12 protein-coding genes are annotated in these 17,947 nt (G+C 63.2%); 4 read left to right on the top strand and 8 right to left on the bottom strand.

Features of this window, described 5'->3' with window-relative positions; genetic code table 11:
* Window positions 1-94: 94 nt before the first annotated feature.
* From IFU31_RS18735 to IFU31_RS18720, 4 genes are all read right to left on the bottom strand, one after another.
* Window positions 95-1,042, bottom strand: coding sequence for a FecR domain-containing protein (locus IFU31_RS18735; protein WP_197979685.1), 948 nt, complete (start codon window positions 1,040-1,042; stop codon window positions 95-97).
* Window positions 1,039-1,551, bottom strand: a complete 513-nt coding sequence (locus IFU31_RS18730; protein ID WP_192104114.1) for a sigma-70 family RNA polymerase sigma factor — start codon at window positions 1,549-1,551, stop codon at window positions 1,039-1,041. The genes IFU31_RS18735 and IFU31_RS18730 overlap by 4 nt, the downstream gene beginning before the upstream one ends.
* A gap of 351 nt (window positions 1,552-1,902) precedes the next feature.
* Window positions 1,903-3,093, bottom strand: coding sequence for a sugar transporter (locus tag IFU31_RS18725; protein ID WP_122479227.1), 1,191 nt, complete (start codon window positions 3,091-3,093; stop codon window positions 1,903-1,905).
* Entirely contained in the window at window positions 3,093-3,959 is an 867-nt protein-coding gene (locus IFU31_RS18720) for a carboxylate/amino acid/amine transporter (RefSeq protein WP_192104112.1), read from the bottom strand. Before IFU31_RS18720 ends, IFU31_RS18725 begins: the two co-directional genes overlap by 1 nt.
* 212 nt (window positions 3,960-4,171) lie before the next feature.
* On the opposite strand from IFU31_RS18720, the gene IFU31_RS18715 reads away from it, so the two are divergent.
* From IFU31_RS18715 to IFU31_RS18705, 3 genes are all read left to right on the top strand, one after another.
* On the top strand, window positions 4,172-5,113 hold the full coding sequence (locus IFU31_RS18715; protein ID WP_122479229.1) for a LysR family transcriptional regulator: 942 nt from the start codon (window positions 4,172-4,174) through the stop codon (window positions 5,111-5,113).
* 154 nt (window positions 5,114-5,267) lie between these two features.
* Window positions 5,268-5,831 carry a peptidylprolyl isomerase gene (locus IFU31_RS18710; RefSeq protein ID WP_122479230.1) on the top strand — a complete coding sequence of 188 codons (564 nt, stop codon included), beginning with the start codon at window positions 5,268-5,270 and terminating at the stop codon, window positions 5,829-5,831.
* A gap of 61 nt (window positions 5,832-5,892) precedes the next feature.
* A complete protein-coding gene (locus tag IFU31_RS18705; protein WP_122479715.1) occupies window positions 5,893-7,722 on the top strand; it encodes an ABC transporter ATP-binding protein in 1,830 nt (609 codons plus the stop codon).
* Between the two features lie 322 nt (window positions 7,723-8,044).
* Here IFU31_RS18705 and IFU31_RS18700 read toward each other — a convergent pair whose 3' ends face one another.
* On the bottom strand, window positions 8,045-9,169 hold the full coding sequence (locus IFU31_RS18700; protein WP_192104110.1) for a GNAT family N-acetyltransferase: 1,125 nt from the start codon (window positions 9,167-9,169) through the stop codon (window positions 8,045-8,047).
* Window positions 9,170-9,447: 278 nt separating this feature from the next.
* On the opposite strand from IFU31_RS18700, the gene IFU31_RS18695 reads away from it, so the two are divergent.
* A complete protein-coding gene (locus IFU31_RS18695) occupies window positions 9,448-10,731 on the top strand; it encodes a putative porin (protein ID WP_192104108.1) in 1,284 nt (427 codons plus the stop codon).
* Between the two features lie 82 nt (window positions 10,732-10,813).
* Here the strand turns inward: IFU31_RS18695 and IFU31_RS18690 are convergent, their stop codons facing one another.
* The 3 genes from IFU31_RS18690 to fadD1 form a co-directional block, all read right to left on the bottom strand.
* Window positions 10,814-11,935 carry a beta-ketoacyl-ACP synthase III gene (locus IFU31_RS18690; RefSeq protein ID WP_192104106.1) on the bottom strand — a complete coding sequence of 374 codons (1,122 nt, stop codon included), beginning with the start codon at window positions 11,933-11,935 and terminating at the stop codon, window positions 10,814-10,816.
* 76 nt (window positions 11,936-12,011) lie between these two features.
* Entirely contained in the window at window positions 12,012-15,923 is a 3,912-nt protein-coding gene (gene hrpA, locus IFU31_RS18685) for an ATP-dependent RNA helicase HrpA (RefSeq protein WP_192104105.1), read from the bottom strand.
* Between the two features lie 101 nt (window positions 15,924-16,024).
* Window positions 16,025-17,722, bottom strand: coding sequence for a long-chain-fatty-acid--CoA ligase FadD1 (gene fadD1 / locus IFU31_RS18680; protein ID WP_122479235.1), 1,698 nt, complete (start codon window positions 17,720-17,722; stop codon window positions 16,025-16,027).
* Window positions 17,723-17,947: the final 225 nt, after the last annotated feature.

Genomic DNA, 17,947 nt, shown 5'->3' with positions numbered 1-17,947 from the left:
GGGAACGAACGAGGGGGCCGTGCGGGCATGGCTGAAGGCTCTTTGAGTGTGCTTACTTCTCCCTGACAAGCGAGCGCGCAAAAGGGGACAGGCACTACGCGGATTTTTCCTGCGGCACCAAGGTGGCCCAATAGCGCGTGCGCCACTGCACGCGCAGCGGCAGGCTGACCGCCAACAGATTCAATACCTGATCCGGCTCGTCCAGGCGAAAACTGCCGGTCACGCGCAAGGCGTCCAGTTCGGGCTGCCAGCGCAGAATGCCGGGGCGATAACGGTCCAGCTCGCGCAGAAACTCCCCCAGGGGCTGGTTGAGGGCAACGATCACGCCTTCGCGCCAACCCGGTTGGCGAGGATCGAAACCGGTGATCGGACCAGGCCCTGCGTCGGATAACTGTATACGTTGCCCCGCGCGCAAGGTAAGCGCGGCAAAGCCTGTGGGGCGAACCTCTGCCTGCCCGGCAAGCACCGACAGCCGACAGACGCCGCTGCCCTCGCGGACGTTGATCTCACCCTGGTCGAGCCTCACGTCGGTGAGCGCCGTGCGGATGTGGAACGGCGTGGCGTCGGCCAGGCGCAACATGATTTCTCCGCGCCGCAGCCTGAGTTGCCGTTTTTCGGCATCGATATCGACCGCCGTCGAGGTATTGATATGCAACACGCTGCCATCGGCCAGTGTCAGTCGGCGCCGCTCGCCAGTCCCGGTGGCCTCATCGGCGCGCCAGGCGTCGAGGGGCAGCTCGCGCGCGAGCCACCAGCCGGCGGGGGCCACTACGGCTACGCCCAGCAAGCCCTTGAGCATGTCGCGACGGCCTGGCGCCGGACGATCCAGGCTGGCCATGGCCAGCGCTGGCGGCAGGATCTGAAAGCGGCCCTTGAGCGCCGATACCCGCCGCCAGGCCGACTCGTGGGCGTCGCTGGCTTCACGCCAGCGTTGCAGGCGGGCAAGATCCTGCTCGCTGACCGCGCCGGACTCGATGCACACCCACCAGCGTGCCGCCGACCGGGCAACCCGACGTGCTTCGTCGCTCGGCTCGGGGCTCAGCACAGCTCGGCCAGCAGGCAGTGCTCGTAGGCCTGCGCCATGTAGCGCTTGACGCTGCGCTCGCTGACCTGCAACCGTTCGGCGATTTCCCGGTACCCCAGCCCCTCCAGCTGGCTGAGCAGAAAGGCGCGGCGAACTGCGGTGGGCAGGCCATCGAGCAGCTGATCCAGGGCGTGCAGGGTTTCCAGCACCTGCCAGCGCTGTTCCGGCGAGGGTGCGACGTCTGCAGGCAGCGTGGCGAGCGCATCCAGATAAGCTTGCTCCAGGCTGCGCCGTTTGTAGAAGTTGACCAGCAGATGTTTGCCGACGGTCTTGAGATAGGCGCGAGGCTCCTGCAGGTCAGCCACCGACTGAGGGCTGGCCAGCACCCGGACGAACGTATCCTGGCTGAGGTCCGCCGCATCCCAGGCACTGCCCAGGCGTCGGCTGAGCCACTGCTCCAGCCAGCTGCGATTGTCGCGGTAGAGCGTTTCGAACGCCCGAACGTCCGCCCCCGCAAGATCGACCATCATCGGCACCTGTCAGATGTAAATGAGATCGATTGTATTTTAAAAAGGGTTGCAAGCGGAACCGTTAGTTACGCCCTCGATGCTGTATCCGACCAGCACGCGGTCACCCAGGCAAACCGCATGCGCCGCCGACGCGGCTCGCGCCGCTGCTACAGGGACCGCGTTGCCCTGTATCGGGCCTCAACGCGTTACCCCAGAAACACCGCATTCCCCTGCATCCGGCCTTAACGCGTTCCCCCGACCCCCCGCATTCCCCTGTATCGCGCCTCAACGCGTTACCCCAGAAACACCGCATTCCACTGTAGCAGCGGCGCAAGCCGCGTCCGGGATCGGCGCGGTGTTGCAGACCGGTCAACCCGAGGCGGGTGCCGAATGACCACGCCGATACGTGGTGTGCCAGCACAGCAACAAGCCCGCCCCCGCCATCAGCGCACCGACGCTGCCGATGTTCGCCACCCCCAACTGGGTGATCACCACACTGCCCAGCAGCGCCCCACCGCCAATGCCGACGTTATAGATGCCCGAATGCAGCGCCATGGCCACGTCCGTGGCATCCGGCGCCAGCTCGAGCACCTTGGACTGCATCGCCAGGCTGAAGCACATGATCGATATGCCCCAGACCACGCTCACCACACTCAGGTAGGTGGCGTGGCGCGCCAGCGGCAACAGCAGCATCAGGCACAGGCCCAGCAGGGCGATCGACACCACCATGAAGCTACGCGGATAACGGCCGCTGTAGCGGCTGAATACCAGGGAGCCGATCACCCCCGCGCCGCCGAACAGCAGCAGCAGGGTCGTGGTCATCTCCCCGCTCATGCGTGCAGCCGCCTGCACGAACGGTTCGATGTAGCTGTAGGCCGTGTACTGCGCAGTGATCACCAGCGCCGTGGTCACGTACAGCGCGACCAGCACCGGGCGCTTGAGCAACATGGGCAGGCTGCGCAGCGAACCCGAATTCTGACTCGGCAGCGCCGGCAGGCTTTTCGCCAGCCACAGCCCCACCGCCGTCGCCACCACACCGATTCCGACGAACGTGGTGCGCCATCCCAGCGCCTCGCCCACCACCCGCCCCAGCGGTACGCCCAGCACCATGGCCAGGCACGTCCCGGTGGCCAACAATCCCAACGCCTGGGTGTGCTTGCCCGGTGGCGCCAGCCGCACCGCCAGCGATGCCGTGATCGACCAGAACAGGGCGTGGGCAAAGGCGATACCGATGCGACTGGCCAGCAACACTGCGTAGCTCCAGGCGACACTGGACACCACATGGCTGACCACGAACAGCATGAACACCCCGATCAGCAACCGGCGACGTTCGACGTTGCGCGTCAGCAACATGATCGGCAACGACATCAGCGACACCACCCAGGCATACACCGTCAACATCAGCCCTACTTGCGCCGTTGGCATGGCGAAGCTCTGACCGATGGACGTCAGCAGCCCGACCGGCGCGAACTCCGTGGTATTGAAGATGAACGCCGCCAGTGCCAGCGCGATGACGCTGGACCAGTTGCGTGTGGACGTTTCTGTGGATCCTGTTTTCATCATGCTTGCACCTTGCTGTCACGCACGCCCAGACGGCTCAACCACACCGAGAAAAGGATTACCCCGCCGCCCAGGAACAGCCGTCCCAGTGGTTCGTCCTGGTTCCAGATCAGCAGGTTGAGCAGCAGACCGACCGGTACGTGGAGGTTGTTCATCACCGCCAGCGTCGCCCCCGGCACAAGGCTTGCGCCCTTGTTCCACCAGTACATGCCGAGCGCCGTCGACACCAGCCCGAGAAACGCCAGCACGCCCCATTGCAAGGGCGCCTGCGGCAGGTGGTCGGAGTTGCCGAACAGCAGGAATGCCGGAAGCACCACTAGCAAGGCGCCGACGTAGAAATAGCCGAAGCGACGGTATTGCGGCTGATCGCTGGGGTGGCGCGCGAGCAGATGCTTGTACAGCACCTGACCGGCAGCATAGGTGAAGTTGGCCACCTGCAACAGCAGGAAACCGATGAAGAAGTCCGGGCTGACGCGGTCGAAGCGGATCACGGCGGCACCTGCCACCGCGACCAGGGCCGCTACCAGCGCCCAACGGTTGAAACGGCGATTCAGCGCATCCTCGATCAAGGTCACGTGCACCGGCGTCAGAATGGTGAACAGCAGCACTTCCGGCACGCTCAGCACGCGAAAACTGAGGTACAGGCACACGTAGGTAATGCCGAACTGCAGCGCGCCGATCAGCAGCATGGCGCGCACAAAGCGCGGTTCGACCTGGCGCCAGCGGGTGAGCGGCAGGAACACCAGCCCGGCGAGCAGGACCCGGGCGAGGACGGCAAAATAGCTGTCGACATGACCGGCGAGGTATTCGCCGATGAGGCTGAAAGAGAAGGCCTGGATGAGGGTGACGATCAGAAGGTATTGCATGGTGCGCCCCGAATTTGCGAGGCGCGGACCTTAGCGCATCTGGGGCAGGTCAGGCCAGTGAAGCCAGCGTGGGATCGATGGAAGACCCCTGGATACCTGCCACGACCCATCAAATAAGTTGTCTTGTCCGATCATTCCTCTACCCTGTGGCGCATCGAGACGGATCGCTGCACCCTCGGGCGGGCGGTGCGCACAAGACACAGGAGTCGAAGATGAAAGCGCCGCGCGTCACCCTTGATCAATGGCGAACCCTGCAGGCCGTGGTCGACCATGGCGGCTTCGCCCAGGCAGCCGAAGCCCTGCACCGCTCGCAGTCTTCGATCAGCTACACCGTGGCCCGCATGCAGGACCAGCTCGGGGTACCGCTGCTGCGCATCGACGGGCGCAAGGCGGTGCTCACCGACGCCGGGGGCGTGCTGCTGCGCCGCTCCCGGCAACTGGTCAAGCAGGCCAGCCAGCTGGAAGACCTTGCGCACCACATGGAACAGGGCTGGGAAGCCGAAGTCCGCCTGGTGGTCGACGCGGCCTACCCCAACGCGCGGCTGATTCGTGCCCTGACCGCGTTCATGCCGCAGAGCCGCGGCTGCCGAGTGCGGCTGCGCGAGGAAGTGCTGTCGGGGGTCGAGGAAGTGCTGCAGGAAGGCGTCGCCGACCTGGCGATCAGCAGCTACAGCATTCCGGGCTACCTGGGCGCCGAAATGAGCGCCATCGAATTCATTGCCGTCGCGCACCCCGAACATGCCCTGCTGGCCATGGGCCGGGCGCTGAGCGTGCAGGACCTGCACGGCCACATGCAGGTGGTGATCCGTGACTCGGGCCGCCAGCAACCGCGCGACGTCGGCTGGCTGGGCGCAGAGCAGCGCTGGACCGTCGGCAGCCTGGCCACCGCCGCCAGCTTCGTCGGCAGTGGCCTGGGCTTCGCCTGGTTGCCCCGGCACATGATCGAACGCGAGCTGCGCGAGGGCACCCTCGCCGCCTTGCCCCTGGAACAGGGCGGCAGTCGGCACCCCACGTTCTATCTGTATTCGAACAAGGACAAGCCGCTGGGTCCGGCCACGCAGATTCTCGTCGAACTGCTGCGCACTTTCGATACCGCCCCGCTGGACGTGCCGATCCTGGCGCTGGAGCAGGTGGTGCTGGATCAGGGCGCCTGACCCCCTCGTTCTGCGAACATTCGGTAACATTGATTTTGCCCCTGCGGCTCGCCGTGGCCGTCCTTTGGCGGCACGCTTGCCACACATTGCCCCGAACGCTTGCGCCGCTTTTGGCTCAAAGCATTTGCCTCCCCTTTTCAAGGACTTCACACCCATGCTGAAAAAAATCCTTCTGGCCGCCTGTTCCCTGTCCCTGGCGGGCCACCTGATGGCCGCCGACGCCCAGCACCCTCACGTGTTGCTCGACACCAGCATGGGCCCGATCGAAGTCGAGCTGGACGCAGCCAAGGCACCGATCAGCACCGCCAACTTCCTTGCCTACGTCGACAAGGGCCACTACAACAACACCGTGTTCCACCGCGTGATTCCGGGTTTCATGGTCCAGGCTGGCGGCTTCACCGCAGACATGCGTGAGAAGGCAACCCAGGGTCCGATCAAGAACGAAGCCGACAACGGTTTGCACAACGTCCGGGGAACCCTCGCGATGGCTCGCACTCAAGTAAAGGACTCGGCCACCAGCCAGTTCTTCATCAACCAGAAGGACAACGACTTCCTCGACCATGGTGGCCGTGATTTTGGCTATGCAGTCTTCGGCAAGGTGGTCAAGGGCATGGAAGTGGTCGACCAGATCGCCAACGTGCCGACCACGACCTCACGCGGCATGCAGAACGTGCCCAGTGATCCGGTGATGATCAAGTCGGCGAAACGCGTGGACTGATTCGCACGCCACGTCGGCCCCGGCCAGGACCGTCAACCCGCATAGGAGAGCACGCTTGAGCATTTATCGCCGCTTCGAACAATGGATCGATATCTTCCGCGAAGCGCCTACGGAAACGCCCCCCAACAAAGTCCTGGCCTTCTACATCTACTACCTCAAGCAGGTGTGGCCCAGCTTCGCCACCCTGTTGGTGGTGGGCTTGATCGGTGCATTGATCGAAGTCGCACTGTTCCGCTACCTCAGTCGCATCATCGACATGGCCCAAGGCACGCCCAACGTGCACTTCTTCAGCGACAACGCGCTGGAGCTGACCTGGATGGTGGTGGTGGCGCTGGTGTTCAGGCCTATTTTCATCGGCCTGCATGATCTTCTGGTGCACCAGGCGATCAGTCCCGGCATGACCAGCCTGATTCGCTGGCAGAACCACAACTATGTGCTCAAGCAGAGCATGAATTTCTTCCACAGCGACTTCGCCGGGCGCATTGCCCAACGCATCATGCAGACCGGCAACTCGTTGCGCGATTCGGCGGTCGCCGCAGTCGACGCCCTGTGGCACGTACTGATCTACGCGATCAGCGCCCTGGTGCTGTTCGCCGAGGCCGACTGGCGGCTGATGATCCCGCTGATCCTGTGGATCGTGGCCTATGTGATCGCGCTTTATTACTTCGTTCCAAGGGTCAAGGAACGCTCGGTAGTGTCTTCGGACGCGCGCTCGAAACTGATGGGCCGCATCGTCGACGGTTACTCCAACATTGCCACGCTCAAGCTGTTCGCCCATACCAGCATGGAGCAGCAGTACGCGCGTGATGCGATCAGCGAGCAGACCGAGAAAACCCAACTGGCAAGCCGCGTGATCACCGCCATGGACTTCGCCATCACCACCATAAACGGCCTGTTGATCGTCGCCACCACGGGGTTGGCGCTGTGGCTGTGGACGCAGTCGCTCATCTCGGTGGGCGCGATTGCCCTGGCCACCGGCCTGGTGATCCGTATCGTCAACATGTCCGGTTGGATCATGTGGGTGGTCAACGGTATCTTCGAAAACATCGGCATGGTGCAGGATGGCCTGCAGACCATCGCCCAGCCCGTCAGCGTGACCGACAAGAAGGGGGCTCCACGGCTCAAGGTCGACCGCGGCAACGTGCGCTTCGAAGACGTGCACTTCCATTACCCCAAGGGCGACAGCATCATCGAGGGTCTGACCCTGGATATCCGTCCGGGTGAAAAGATCGGCCTGATCGGCCCCTCAGGAGCGGGCAAATCCACATTGGTCAACCTGCTGCTGCGCCTGTACGACCTGCCCAGCGGCCGCATCCTGATCGATGGCCAGGACATTGCCGAGGTGACCCAGGAGAGCTTGCGTGAGCAGATCGGCCTGATCACCCAGGACACCTCGCTGCTGCACCGCTCGATCCTCGACAACCTGCGTTATGGCAAGCCCAATGCTACCGAGGAACAGGTCTGGGAAGCGGTACGCAAAGCCCGCGCCGATGACTTCCTGCCGCTGCTGTCCGACAGCGAAGGCCGCCGTGGTTTCGACGCCCATGTGGGTGAACGCGGCGTGAAGCTCTCCGGCGGCCAGCGCCAGCGCATCTCGATCGCCCGTGTCCTGCTGAAGAACGCGCCGATCCTGATCATGGACGAAGCGACTTCGGCGCTCGATTCCGAAGTCGAAGCGGCGATTCAGGAAAGCCTGGAAACCTTGATGAAAGGCAAGACCGTGATTGCAATTGCTCACCGCCTGTCCACCATCGCCAAGATGGATCGCCTGGTGGTGCTGCAGAAAGGCAAGGTGGTCGAAATCGGCAGCCATACCGAGCTACTGGCGCAGCGCGGCCTGTACGCAAGGCTGTGGCATCACCAGACCGGCGGTTTCGTAGGCATGGACTAAAATCCCCCCCCTGTGGGAGCGGGCTCTGCCCGCGAAGGCAACGCTGCGGTCTGCCAGACACACCTCAGTGCACCCTTCGCGGCCACTGACCGCTCCTACAGTTGATCGCATGACCGCATGTCACACCTACCCTCCTGTGGGAGCGGGCTCTGCCCGCGAAGGCAACGCTGCGGTCTACCAGACACACCTCAGTGCACCCTTCGCGGCCACTGACCGCTCCCACAGTTGATCGCATGACCGCATGTCACACCCACCCCCTTGTAGGAGCGGTCATCGGCCGCGAAAGGCGCGCCGCGATGCATCAGGCATACCCATGGAATGTTCAGGCCTGCCGATACGGCAAGGCTTCCCGTGCCTGCTCGGCGTAGGCCAGCACCCCTGCCCGCTCGGCCTGCAGAAAATTCTCCACCGCATCGCGCAACCCAGGATGGCGCAGGTAGTGCCATGAGCGCGTGATCACCGGCTCGAACCCGCGAATCAACTTGTGCTCGCCCTGCGCCCCGGCATCGAACCGCTCGATGCCGTGGGCGATTGCATAGTCCATGCCTTGATAGAAACAGGTTTCGAAGTGCAGCCGGTCATACTCGGCCAGGCAGCCCCAATAACGGCCGTAGAAACTGCCCCCACCCACCAGGCTGAAAGCCATGGCCACCGGACGCCGCTCGTGAGTCGCCAGCACCAGGCGAATCGCCTCGGGCATCCGTTCGGCCAACAGGCTGAAGAAATCACGGGTCAGGTAAGGCGAGCGCCCGCGCACCTGGTACGTATTGGCATAGCATGCATAAACGAAATCCCATTCGGCTTCGCTTACCTGCCTGCCTTCGCGCCATTCGAACTCGATACCCTGGGCTCGCACCTGCTCCCGCTCCTTGCGCATCTGCTTGCGCTTGCGCGAGCTCAGTGCGTCGAGAAAATCATCGAAGTCGCGATAGCCTCGGTTGTGCCAGTGATACTGGCAACCCAGCCGCTCCATCCAGCCCTGCTCGGCCCTCAGCAGTTCGTCGAGGGTGGAGTCGGTGAAATTGACGTGAGCACCACTGAGGCCTTCCAATTCCAGATAGCCCGGCACACAGCGCAGCAACTCGACCCCATCCCCAGGGCGGCGCGCAAGCAATCGTGGGCCGCTCACCGGACTGAAGGGCACCGCGCCCAGCAGCTTGGGGTAATAGTCGATACCGGCACGCTCGCAGGCGTCGGCCCAGCCGTGATCGAACACGTACTCCCCATAGGAATGCCATTTGCGGTAGCTGGGCAAGGCCGCTACCAACTGCCCTTCTTCGATCTGCAACAGATGCTCGGGGGCCCAGCCCGAGCGCTCGCCCAGGCTGCCGCTGTCCTCCAGCGCACTGAGAAAAGCATGCCGCAGGAATGGCTGCGGTTCAGGCAACAGCGCGTCCCACTGCGCGGCGTCGATGGCGGACAAGCTGGCAGCTACATGCAGCGGCATCGGTAGGGCTCCAATTGACGGGATGTGCTGCCCAGTATCGCGCAGGCTCTCGCCGCGGTCACCCGCCAATACAGTGCCATCATTCAGAGAAGGCTCTGGATCAAGCCATTCAGTCATTTCAGTGTCATCGCCAAGCCATTGTTCTGACATCGTTTTGTCATCACCCCTCGCAATACTTGCGCCAGTTTTCCGGGGTCAGCCACGCCGTCTGCCAGGCGCGTCCGGAAGTACTTTCAGGCTCGGCGCTTGCCGGCCTTTTTTGCGATAGGGAGAATGTCATGCGTCGTGTTTCAACACTCACCAAGGTCAGCCTGAGCGCCACTGTCCTGATGGCCATCAGCACCCAGGCCAGTGCCGCGGTCGATGCCAAGCTGCTCGACATGCTGCGCGCCAATGGCTCGATCAACGCTGCGCAATACGCCGAATTGAAGACCGAGCTAGACGGTGAGAAACAGGCCCAGCAAGTGGCCGCCGCCGAACAATCGAAGAAGATGAGCGCGTTCGACCAGAAAGTCGCCTGGGCCGCAAAGACACAGATCAAGGGCGACGTACGCCTGCGCCACGAAAGCATCAACGTCGATGGCGAGCGTGATGGTTCCAGCGGCGACCGCAACCAAGACCGCCAGCGCATCCGCGCCCGCATCGGCGTCTACAGTGAAATCAACCCACAGGTCGATGCCGGCATCCGCGTCGCCACCGGCAGCAGCGCCGACGCCCGCTCCACCAACCAGAGCCTGGACGGCGCCTTCAGCAAGAAATCCATCTGGCTCGACCAGGCCTACCTCGACTGGCACCCTACCGCCATCAAGGACCTGCACCTGATCGGCGGCAAGATGAGCCAACCCTGGGTCAGCATGGGCGACGTGATCTGGGACGGCGACATCAACCCCGAGGGCGTAGCCGCAACCTACAAGCTGCCTCTGGGCGGCGCTGAGCTGTTCGGCAGCACGGGCTACTACGTACTGACCGACAACATCGACGGCGAAGGTCGCCAGTTCGAGCACGACCTGCGCATGTACACCGGCCAGGCCGGCGCGCGCTTTGCGCTGGGCGACAACGTCAAGATGACCCTGGGCGGCAGCGTCTATTCCTACGACAATGACAACGCCACCAACGCCGCCGCCGTGCTGGCCGTCAACGGCAACGCCTCCACCGAATTCACCCTGTACGAAGGCTTTGGTCAACTGGACATCACCGGCCTGCCGTTGCCGCTGTCGGTCTATGGTCAGTACGTGGTCAACGGTGATGCCGAAGCCACCGCTCTGGTCGGCAAGCAGGACACTGCCTGGCTGGCCGGCTTCAAGACCAAGTTTGCCGGCTTCGGCCTGGACTACAACTACCGCGACGTGCAGCGCAACGCCGTGGTGGGGGCTTTCACCGACTCCGACTTCGCCAACGGCTTCACCGGCTCGCGCGGCCACAAGGTCAAGCTGGGCTACGAAATCGACAAGAACTTCGCCGTGGGTGCCATCTACTTCCTGGCCGAATCCGACGTTGCCAGCCGGACCCGCACCGATGCCGACGTGAACACCCTGCAACTGGACCTGGAAGCCAAGTTCTAACTCCACATCGCCCTACTGAAAAAGGCGCAACGTGCGAGTTCATCGCAGGTTGCGCCTTTTTCATTGGTGTTGCGGCAGTCGATCAGCGCTTGCGCAGAATCACGCTGCCGATGGAGTAGCCTGCGCCGAAGGAGCTCAACACCCCGAGCGAGCCCGGCGCCAGATCATCCTGATGGGTGTGCAAGGCAATCACCGATCCCGCCGAACTGGTATTGGCATACCGGTCGAGAATCACCGGCGCCTCGTCGACGCTGGCGTCGCGGCCAAGCAGCTTCTTCACGATCAAGTGATTCATGCTCAGGTTGGCCTGATGCAGCCAAAAGCGCCTGACGCTTTGCACGGCAATGTCGTTCTGCGCCAAATGGGCGCTGATCAGTTCGGCAACCATCGGGCAGACTTCCTTGAATACCTTGCGCCCTTCCTGCACGAACAGCTTGTCGTCGCCTCCTGCCCCCAACGCTTCGGACCGATTGAGGAAACCGAAGTTGTTGCGGATATTGTTGGAGAACTGCGTCTGCAGACGGGTGCTGACGATGTCGAACTGGTTCGTCGAAGTGGCCAGGTCTGCCCGTTCCACCAATACGGCCGTTGCTGCATCGCCGAAGATGAAGTGGCTGTCGCGGTCGCGGAAATTCAAGTGCCCGGTGCAGATCTCAGGGCTCACCACCAGCACCGCGCGCGCCTGCCCCAACTGCACGCTGTTGCTTGCCTGCTGGATACCGAACGTGGCCGAGGAACAGGCCACGTTCATGTCGAAACCGAAACCCTGGATGCCCAGCGCCTGCTGCACTTCGATGGCCACTGCCGGATAGGGACGCTGCAGGTTGGAACAGGCGACGATCACCGCGTCGACATCGGCGGCCGTGCGGCCAGCCCGTTGCAAGGCCTGCTCGGCGGCTGCGACCGCCATCTGGCACAGAATCGACTGCTCGTCGTTACCGCGCTCAGGCAGGTGCGGTTTCATCCGCTGCGGATCGAGAATCCCGGCCTTGTCCATGACGAAGCGGCTCTTGATGCCGCTGGCCTTCTCGATGAAAGCCGCGCTGGACGGCGCCAGCGCCTGTGCATCGCCACGCTCGATGGCGGCGGCGTTGTCTGCATTGAACGCTTCGACGTAGTGGTTGAAAGACTCGACCAGCTCTTCGTTGGAGATGCTCTGGGCCGGCGTATACAGGCCGGTGCCGCTGATGACGACGTTATGCACGCTCGTTCCTCTATTGTTAGGGGCAACTCATTCACATGGACGCCACGCAGGCCCAGGTCAATCGACCGGGGCAGATTCAGGCGTCCACTGCGCTCCACTGCTTGCTCAAGCGCTTGTCCGATACCGGCACCTTGGTGCCCAACTGCTGCGCGAACAGCGACACTCGATACTCCTCCAGCAGCCAGCGGTAGGCCGCCAGCTGTGGATCACGCTTGCCTTCCTGGCCATGCTTGTTCAGGCGTGCCTGATACTGGCTCCAGAGATTGGACAGCTCACCGCTCCAGACCCGGTCTTTCTGCACCTGGCTGGGCAGCTTCTCCAAGCGTAGCTCGACAGCCCTGAGCAGGCGCGGCATTTCCTTCAACCACGCCGCGGGGGTGTCGCGCACAAAACCGGGATAGACCAGATTGCCCAGTTGCTGCTTGATATCGTTCAACGCCACGGCATGGGTCAGATCGATCTTGCCCTTGAAGCGCTTCTGCAGGCCGTGCCAGAGCTTGAGAATATCCAGGGTCAGGCGCGCCAGACGCTCGGCATGCTCCGCCCAGGCACCGCGCTTGCGCTCGGCCAGCGTTGCCAGTGCCACGCCATCGCGCGGCAGGCTGGCCTCGCCCTCGAGCACGCAGCTGTCGAGGCTGGCCAGCAGAATATCCTCGACCAAGGCTTCGACACGGCCCAGTTCGCGGTACAACAGGCCCAGCTCGGTCTGGCCCGGCAACTTGCCGCGCAGGAACTTGGCAGGCTCGGCCAACTGCTGCAGCAACAGGCGCTGCAGAGCGCGGCGATGCTGGTATTCGGCTTCGGCCGCTGTCGAGAAGCGCCCTTCCTTGACCGTACCACCCTCTTCGACCAATGCGGGATACACCGTCATCGACAGTCCGGCGATGTTCTGCTGGGTAGTCTGCTCGACCTTGGCGAACGCCTTGGCCTGCACCGGTTGCTGGCTCTTGGCCGTGCTCGGCACGGCCAACGCCGCGCTGCTGGCCTCGGCGAAGCGCGCGGTCAGCTCGGCCAGGTCACGCCCTTCACCCAGAAACTTGCCCTGGCCGTCGAGCACTTCGATGTTCATGCGCAGATGGCTGTCGACCTGCTGGGCCGCCTCGGCCCACGCCTCGTCGCTGACGCGCGCGCCGGTCATGCGCAGCAATTCGCCCCCCAGCGCCTGCGGCAGCGAGCCTGCGCCGAACGTCAGGCGTGCGAGCGCTGCGCGAACGAAGTCCGGCACCGGCACGAAGTTCTTGCGCAAGGCCTTGGGCAGGTTGCGCACCAGCGAAATGCATTTGGCTTCCAGCAACCCCGGCACCAGCCACTCCAGACGCTCACCCGGCAACGCGGGCAGCAGCGGCGCGGGCACGCACAACGTCACGCCATCGCGCGGATGATTGGGCTCGAAGTGGTAGCTCAGCTGCAGGCTCAGGTCGCCCAGCCGCAGGGTGTCCGGGTACTGCGCGGCAGTGACTTCGCTCGCCTCGCGGGCCAGTACGTCCTCTTCGCGCATGATCAGCAGATCGGGTTGTTTCTGACTGTTGACCTTGTACCAGCTGTCGAAGGTCGCGGTCTGGTGAATCTCGGCAGGAAGGCGTGCCTCATAGAAGCCGTAGAGGGTTTCTTCGTCGGCGAGAATGTCGCGGCGGCGGGCCTTGGCCTCCAGCTCGTCGAGTTGCTCGAGCAGCAGGCGATTGGCCGTCAGGCACTTGGCCCGCGACTGGATCTCGCCACGTACCAAGCCTTCGCGAATGAACAGCTCGCGTGACGTCACCGGATCAATGGGGCCGAAATGCACCGGGCGCCGGCCAACCACGATCATGCCGTAGAGCGTGATCTGCTCGAACGCCACCACCTGGCCGCGCTTCTTCTCCCAATGCGGTTCGAAATGATTCTTCTTGATCAGATGCCCGGCCAGCGGTTCGATCCAGTCAGGTTCGATCTTGGCGACCATGCGCGCATACAGCTTGGTCGTTTCGACCAGCTCGGCGGCCATCAGCCACTGAGGCTTCTTGCGCCCCATGCCCGAGGACGGGTGGACCCAGAAGCGACGCTGGCGTGCGCCCAGGTAGTCGCCGTCTTCGGTCTTCTGGCCGATCTGACTGAGCAGGCCGGACAGCACCGCCTTGTGGAACCTGGGATAGTCCGCAGCGTCCTTGTTCACTTCCAGCTGCAGGTCACGGCAGATCAGGCTCAGTTGCCGATGCGCATCGCGCCATTCGCGCAGGCGCAGGTAATTGAGGAACTGTTTGCGGCACCAGTTGCGCAACGCGCTTGCGCCCAGCTCCTGGCGCTGGGTTTCGAAACCACGCCACAGATTGACCAGCGCGGCGAAGTCCGAATCGGCATCCTTCCATTGCGCATGCGCCTGGTCGGCAGCCTGCTGGCGCTCGGGCGGACGCTCGCGCGGGTCCTGCACCGAGAGCACGCTGGCAATGATCAAGACTTCCTGCAGGCTGCCCTGGCGCGCGCCCTCGAGCAGCATGCGGCCCAGCCGCGGGTCGATCGGCAACCGGGCCAACTGGCGGCCCATTGGCGTGAGCTGGTTTTCGCGGTTGACCGCGGACAACTCCTGCAAAAGATTGAAGCCATCGCTGATAGCCTTGCCATCAGGCGGCTCGATGAACGGAAACTGGTCGATTTCGCCCAGGCGCAGGTGCAGCATCTGCAGAATCACCGCCGCCAGGTTGGTGCGCAGGATTTCCGGATCGGTGAATTCGGGGCGCGAGAGAAAATCCTCTTCGCTGTACAGGCGGATGCAGATGCCCGGCTCGACCCGGCCACAGCGACCCTTGCGCTGGTTGGCGCTGGCCTGGGACACCGCCTCGATCGGCAGGCGCTGGACCTTGGCACGGTAGCTGTAGCGACTGATGCGTGCGGTGCCGCTGTCGATCACGTAGCGAATGCCTGGCACGGTCAGCGACGTTTCCGCCACGTTGGTGGCCAGAACCACACGGCGCCCGGGATGGGACTGAAAGATGCGCTGCTGCTCGGCCGGCGACAGGCGCGCGTACAGCGGCAAAATTTCCGTGTGCCGCAGCTGCGCCTTGCGCAGCATGTCGGCGGCATCGCGAATCTCGCGCTCGCCGGGCAGGAACACCAGCACGTCGCCCGGCGTCTTGCGCTCGCTGCGCTCGAAGGCGGCGATTTCGTCGAGCGTCGCCAGGATCGCCTGGTCGACGGTCAGGTCGTTCTCGATCTGATTGCCTTCCTCGTCCTGCTCGGCAGTGAGCGGCCGATACCAAGTGTCCACCGGGAAGGTCCGCCCGGACACCTCGATGATCGGCGCGTCGTCGAAGTGCTCGGAGAAACGCTGCAGATCGATGGTGGCCGAGGTGATGATGACCTTGAGGTCGGGCCGCCGTGGCAGCAGGGTCTTCAGGTAGCCCAGCAGAAAATCGATGTTGAGGCTGCGTTCGTGCGCTTCGTCGACGATGATGGTGTCGTAGCGTTCGAGGAAGCGGTCGTGCTGGGTCTCGGCCAGCAGGATGCCATCAGTCATCAGCTTGACCAGGGTATTGGCATCGCTCTGGTCTTCGAAGCGCACCTGATAGCCAACCAACCCGCCCAATGGCGTGGCCAATTCCTCGGCGACCCGACTGGCCACGCTGCGCGCGGCGATCCGGCGCGGTTGGGTATGAGCGATCAGACCATGCTGGCCGCGGCCCATTTCCAGGCAGATCTTGGGCAACTGGGTGGTCTTGCCCGAGCCGGTTTCACCGGCAATGATCAGCACCTGGTGCTCGGCGAGGATTTTCTTGATCTCGTCGCGCTTGGCGGCAATCGGCAGGCTGTCGTCGTAGCGCACGCTTGGCACGCTCAGCCGACGCGCCTGGACGCGGGCGAACGAGGCCTGGACTTTCTCGACCCATTGGCCAAGCTTCGCCTCGTCAGGACGCTTGCGCAGTTCGTGCAACTGTCTGCGCAGGCGGTGACGGTCGCCGATCATGGCCTGGTCGAGGTTTTTCAGAAGCTGGTCAATCGAAACGGTTTGGTCGGTCATCAGGTACGCAGAGGTCTTGGTGGGGTACGTCGAAGGTTACACCCCGCGATTGTCGCAGATTTGCGGGGGTTGTGTCGGCAGCCCCCGGAGCTGGGCAGAGATCAGGCCGATTTCTTGATGCCCAGTTTCTTCAGTTCTTCGTCGCGCAGTTCACGCCGCAGGATCTTGCCCACGTTGGTGGTCGGCAGCACGTCGCGGAATTCCACCGTGCGCGGCACCTTGTAGCCGGTGACGTTGGCACGCATGTGCTCCATGACCTTCTCCTTGGTCAGGGTGACACCCGGCTTGGCCACGACGAAGATCTTGATCGACTCGCCGGACTTTTCGTCCGGTATGCCGATGGCGGCGCACTGCAGCACGCCCGGCAGGGTCGCAAGGACATCCTCAAGCTCGTTGGGGTACACGTTGAAACCGGAGACCAGGATCATGTCCTTCTTGCGATCGACGATACGCATGTAGCCGTCGGGCTGTATCAGTGCGATGTCGCCGGTCTTCAGCCAGCCCTGGGCGTCGAGGATCTCGGCAGTGGCGTCCTGGCGCTGCCAGTAGCCCTTCATGACCTGTGGGCCCTTGATGCACAACTCGCCGATTTCGCCCAACGGCAGCTCTTCGCCCGCATCGTTGATGATCTTGGCCAGGGTGGACGGTACTGGAATGCCGATGGTGCCGATCTGGATGCGCTGGTTGGGGTTCACCGAGGCGACCGGGCTGGTTTCGGTCATGCCATAGCCCTCGCAGATGGCACAGCCCGTCACCTCTTTCCAGCGTTCGGCGGCCGCCAGTTGCAGGGCCATGCCCCCCGACAGGGTGACTTTCAACGCCGAGAAGTCGAGCTTGCGGAACGCATCGTTGTTGCACAGGGCCACGAACAGCGTGTTGAGCCCGACGAAGCCGCTGAACTTCCACTTGGAAAGCTCCTTGACCATCGCCTGCAGGTCGCGCGGATTGCTGATCAGCACGTTGTGGTTGCCGATCAGCATCATCGCCATGCAATGAAAGGTGAAGGCATAGATGTGGTAGAGCGGCAGCGGCGTGATCAGCACTTCGCAGCCTTCATCGAGGTTGGCGCCCATCAAGGCCTTGCACTGCAGCATGTTGGCGACCAGGTTGCGGTGGGTGAGCATCGCCCCCTTGGCCACCCCGGTGGTACCGCCGGTATATTGCAGCACGGCTACTTCCGAGCTGGCCGGATTGGCCTCGGTGACGGCCTGGCCGCGACCCTTGCTCAACACGTCGTTGAACTTCACCGCACGCGGCAGGTGATAGGCCGGGACCATTTTCTTCACGTACCTGATCACGCTGTTGACCAGCAGTCGCTTGAGCGGTGGCAGCAGGTCGGCGACTTCGGTGACGATGACGTGGCGCACGGCCGTTTTGGGCACGACCTTTTCTGCCAGGTGCGCCATGTTGGCCAGACAGACCAGGGCCTTGGCGCCGGAGTCCTTGAACTGGTGTTCCATTTCCCGCGCGGTGTACAGCGGGTTGGTATTGACCACCACCAGGCCTGCGCGAATGGCACCGAAGACCGCCACCGGATACTGCAGGACGTTTGGCAACTGCACCGCAATGCGGTCACCCGGCACCAGGTCGGTGTGCTGCTGCAGGTACGCGGCAAAGGCACCGGACAGCTCATAGAGCTCGCCGTAGCTGAGGGTCTTGCCCAGATTGGTGAACGCCGGCTTGTCGGCGAAGCGCTGGCAGGACTGCTTGAGCACCGCCTGGATATTGGGGTACATGTCTGGATCGATATCCGCCGCGATTCCAGCCGGATACTTATCCTTCCAGAAATTTTCGATCATGGAAGCCCACTCCTCCAGCGCCAGCGAATCTTCACCGCATTCGATGCGATTATTATTGATATGTCAGCACGACCGCTACAGGTCCGAATGCCGAAAAGCGCGCCGAGAGTAGCAGCTTTGCCATAAGGCGACTAGAGGCCGAAGGTGGCTCGCCGGTAACCATTGTGACCGGATCGTCAATTCCGGTCACACCTGATTTCACACGACGCAGGCCAGCAGGCGTCA

The sequence above is a fragment of the Pseudomonas sp. CFBP 13602 genome, from assembly GCF_014842725.1.
Lineage (GTDB): Bacteria > Pseudomonadota > Gammaproteobacteria > Pseudomonadales > Pseudomonadaceae > Aquipseudomonas > Aquipseudomonas baltica.
The sequence above is the reverse complement of the archived record's forward strand: the minus strand, read 5'-3'. Positions and strand labels throughout refer to the sequence as shown.

Coding starts and splice junctions, on each gene's coding strand:
- IFU31_RS18730 (WP_192104114.1), bottom strand. CDS start 1,551: ATGGTCGATCTTGCGGGGGCGGACGTTCGGGCGTTCGAAACGCTCTAC.
- IFU31_RS18725 (WP_122479227.1), bottom strand. CDS start 3,093: ATGAAAACAGGATCCACAGAAACGTCCACACGCAACTGGTCCAGCGTC.
- IFU31_RS18720 (WP_192104112.1), bottom strand. CDS start 3,959: ATGCAATACCTTCTGATCGTCACCCTCATCCAGGCCTTCTCTTTCAGC.
- IFU31_RS18715 (WP_122479229.1), top strand. CDS start 4,172: ATGAAAGCGCCGCGCGTCACCCTTGATCAATGGCGAACCCTGCAGGCC.
- IFU31_RS18710 (WP_122479230.1), top strand. CDS start 5,268: ATGCTGAAAAAAATCCTTCTGGCCGCCTGTTCCCTGTCCCTGGCGGGC.
- IFU31_RS18700 (WP_192104110.1), bottom strand. CDS start 9,169: ATGCCGCTGCATGTAGCTGCCAGCTTGTCCGCCATCGACGCCGCGCAG.
- IFU31_RS18695 (WP_192104108.1), top strand. CDS start 9,448: ATGCGTCGTGTTTCAACACTCACCAAGGTCAGCCTGAGCGCCACTGTC.
- hrpA (WP_192104105.1), bottom strand. CDS start 15,923: ATGACCGACCAAACCGTTTCGATTGACCAGCTTCTGAAAAACCTCGAC.
- fadD1 (WP_122479235.1), bottom strand. CDS start 17,722: ATGATCGAAAATTTCTGGAAGGATAAGTATCCGGCTGGAATCGCGGCG.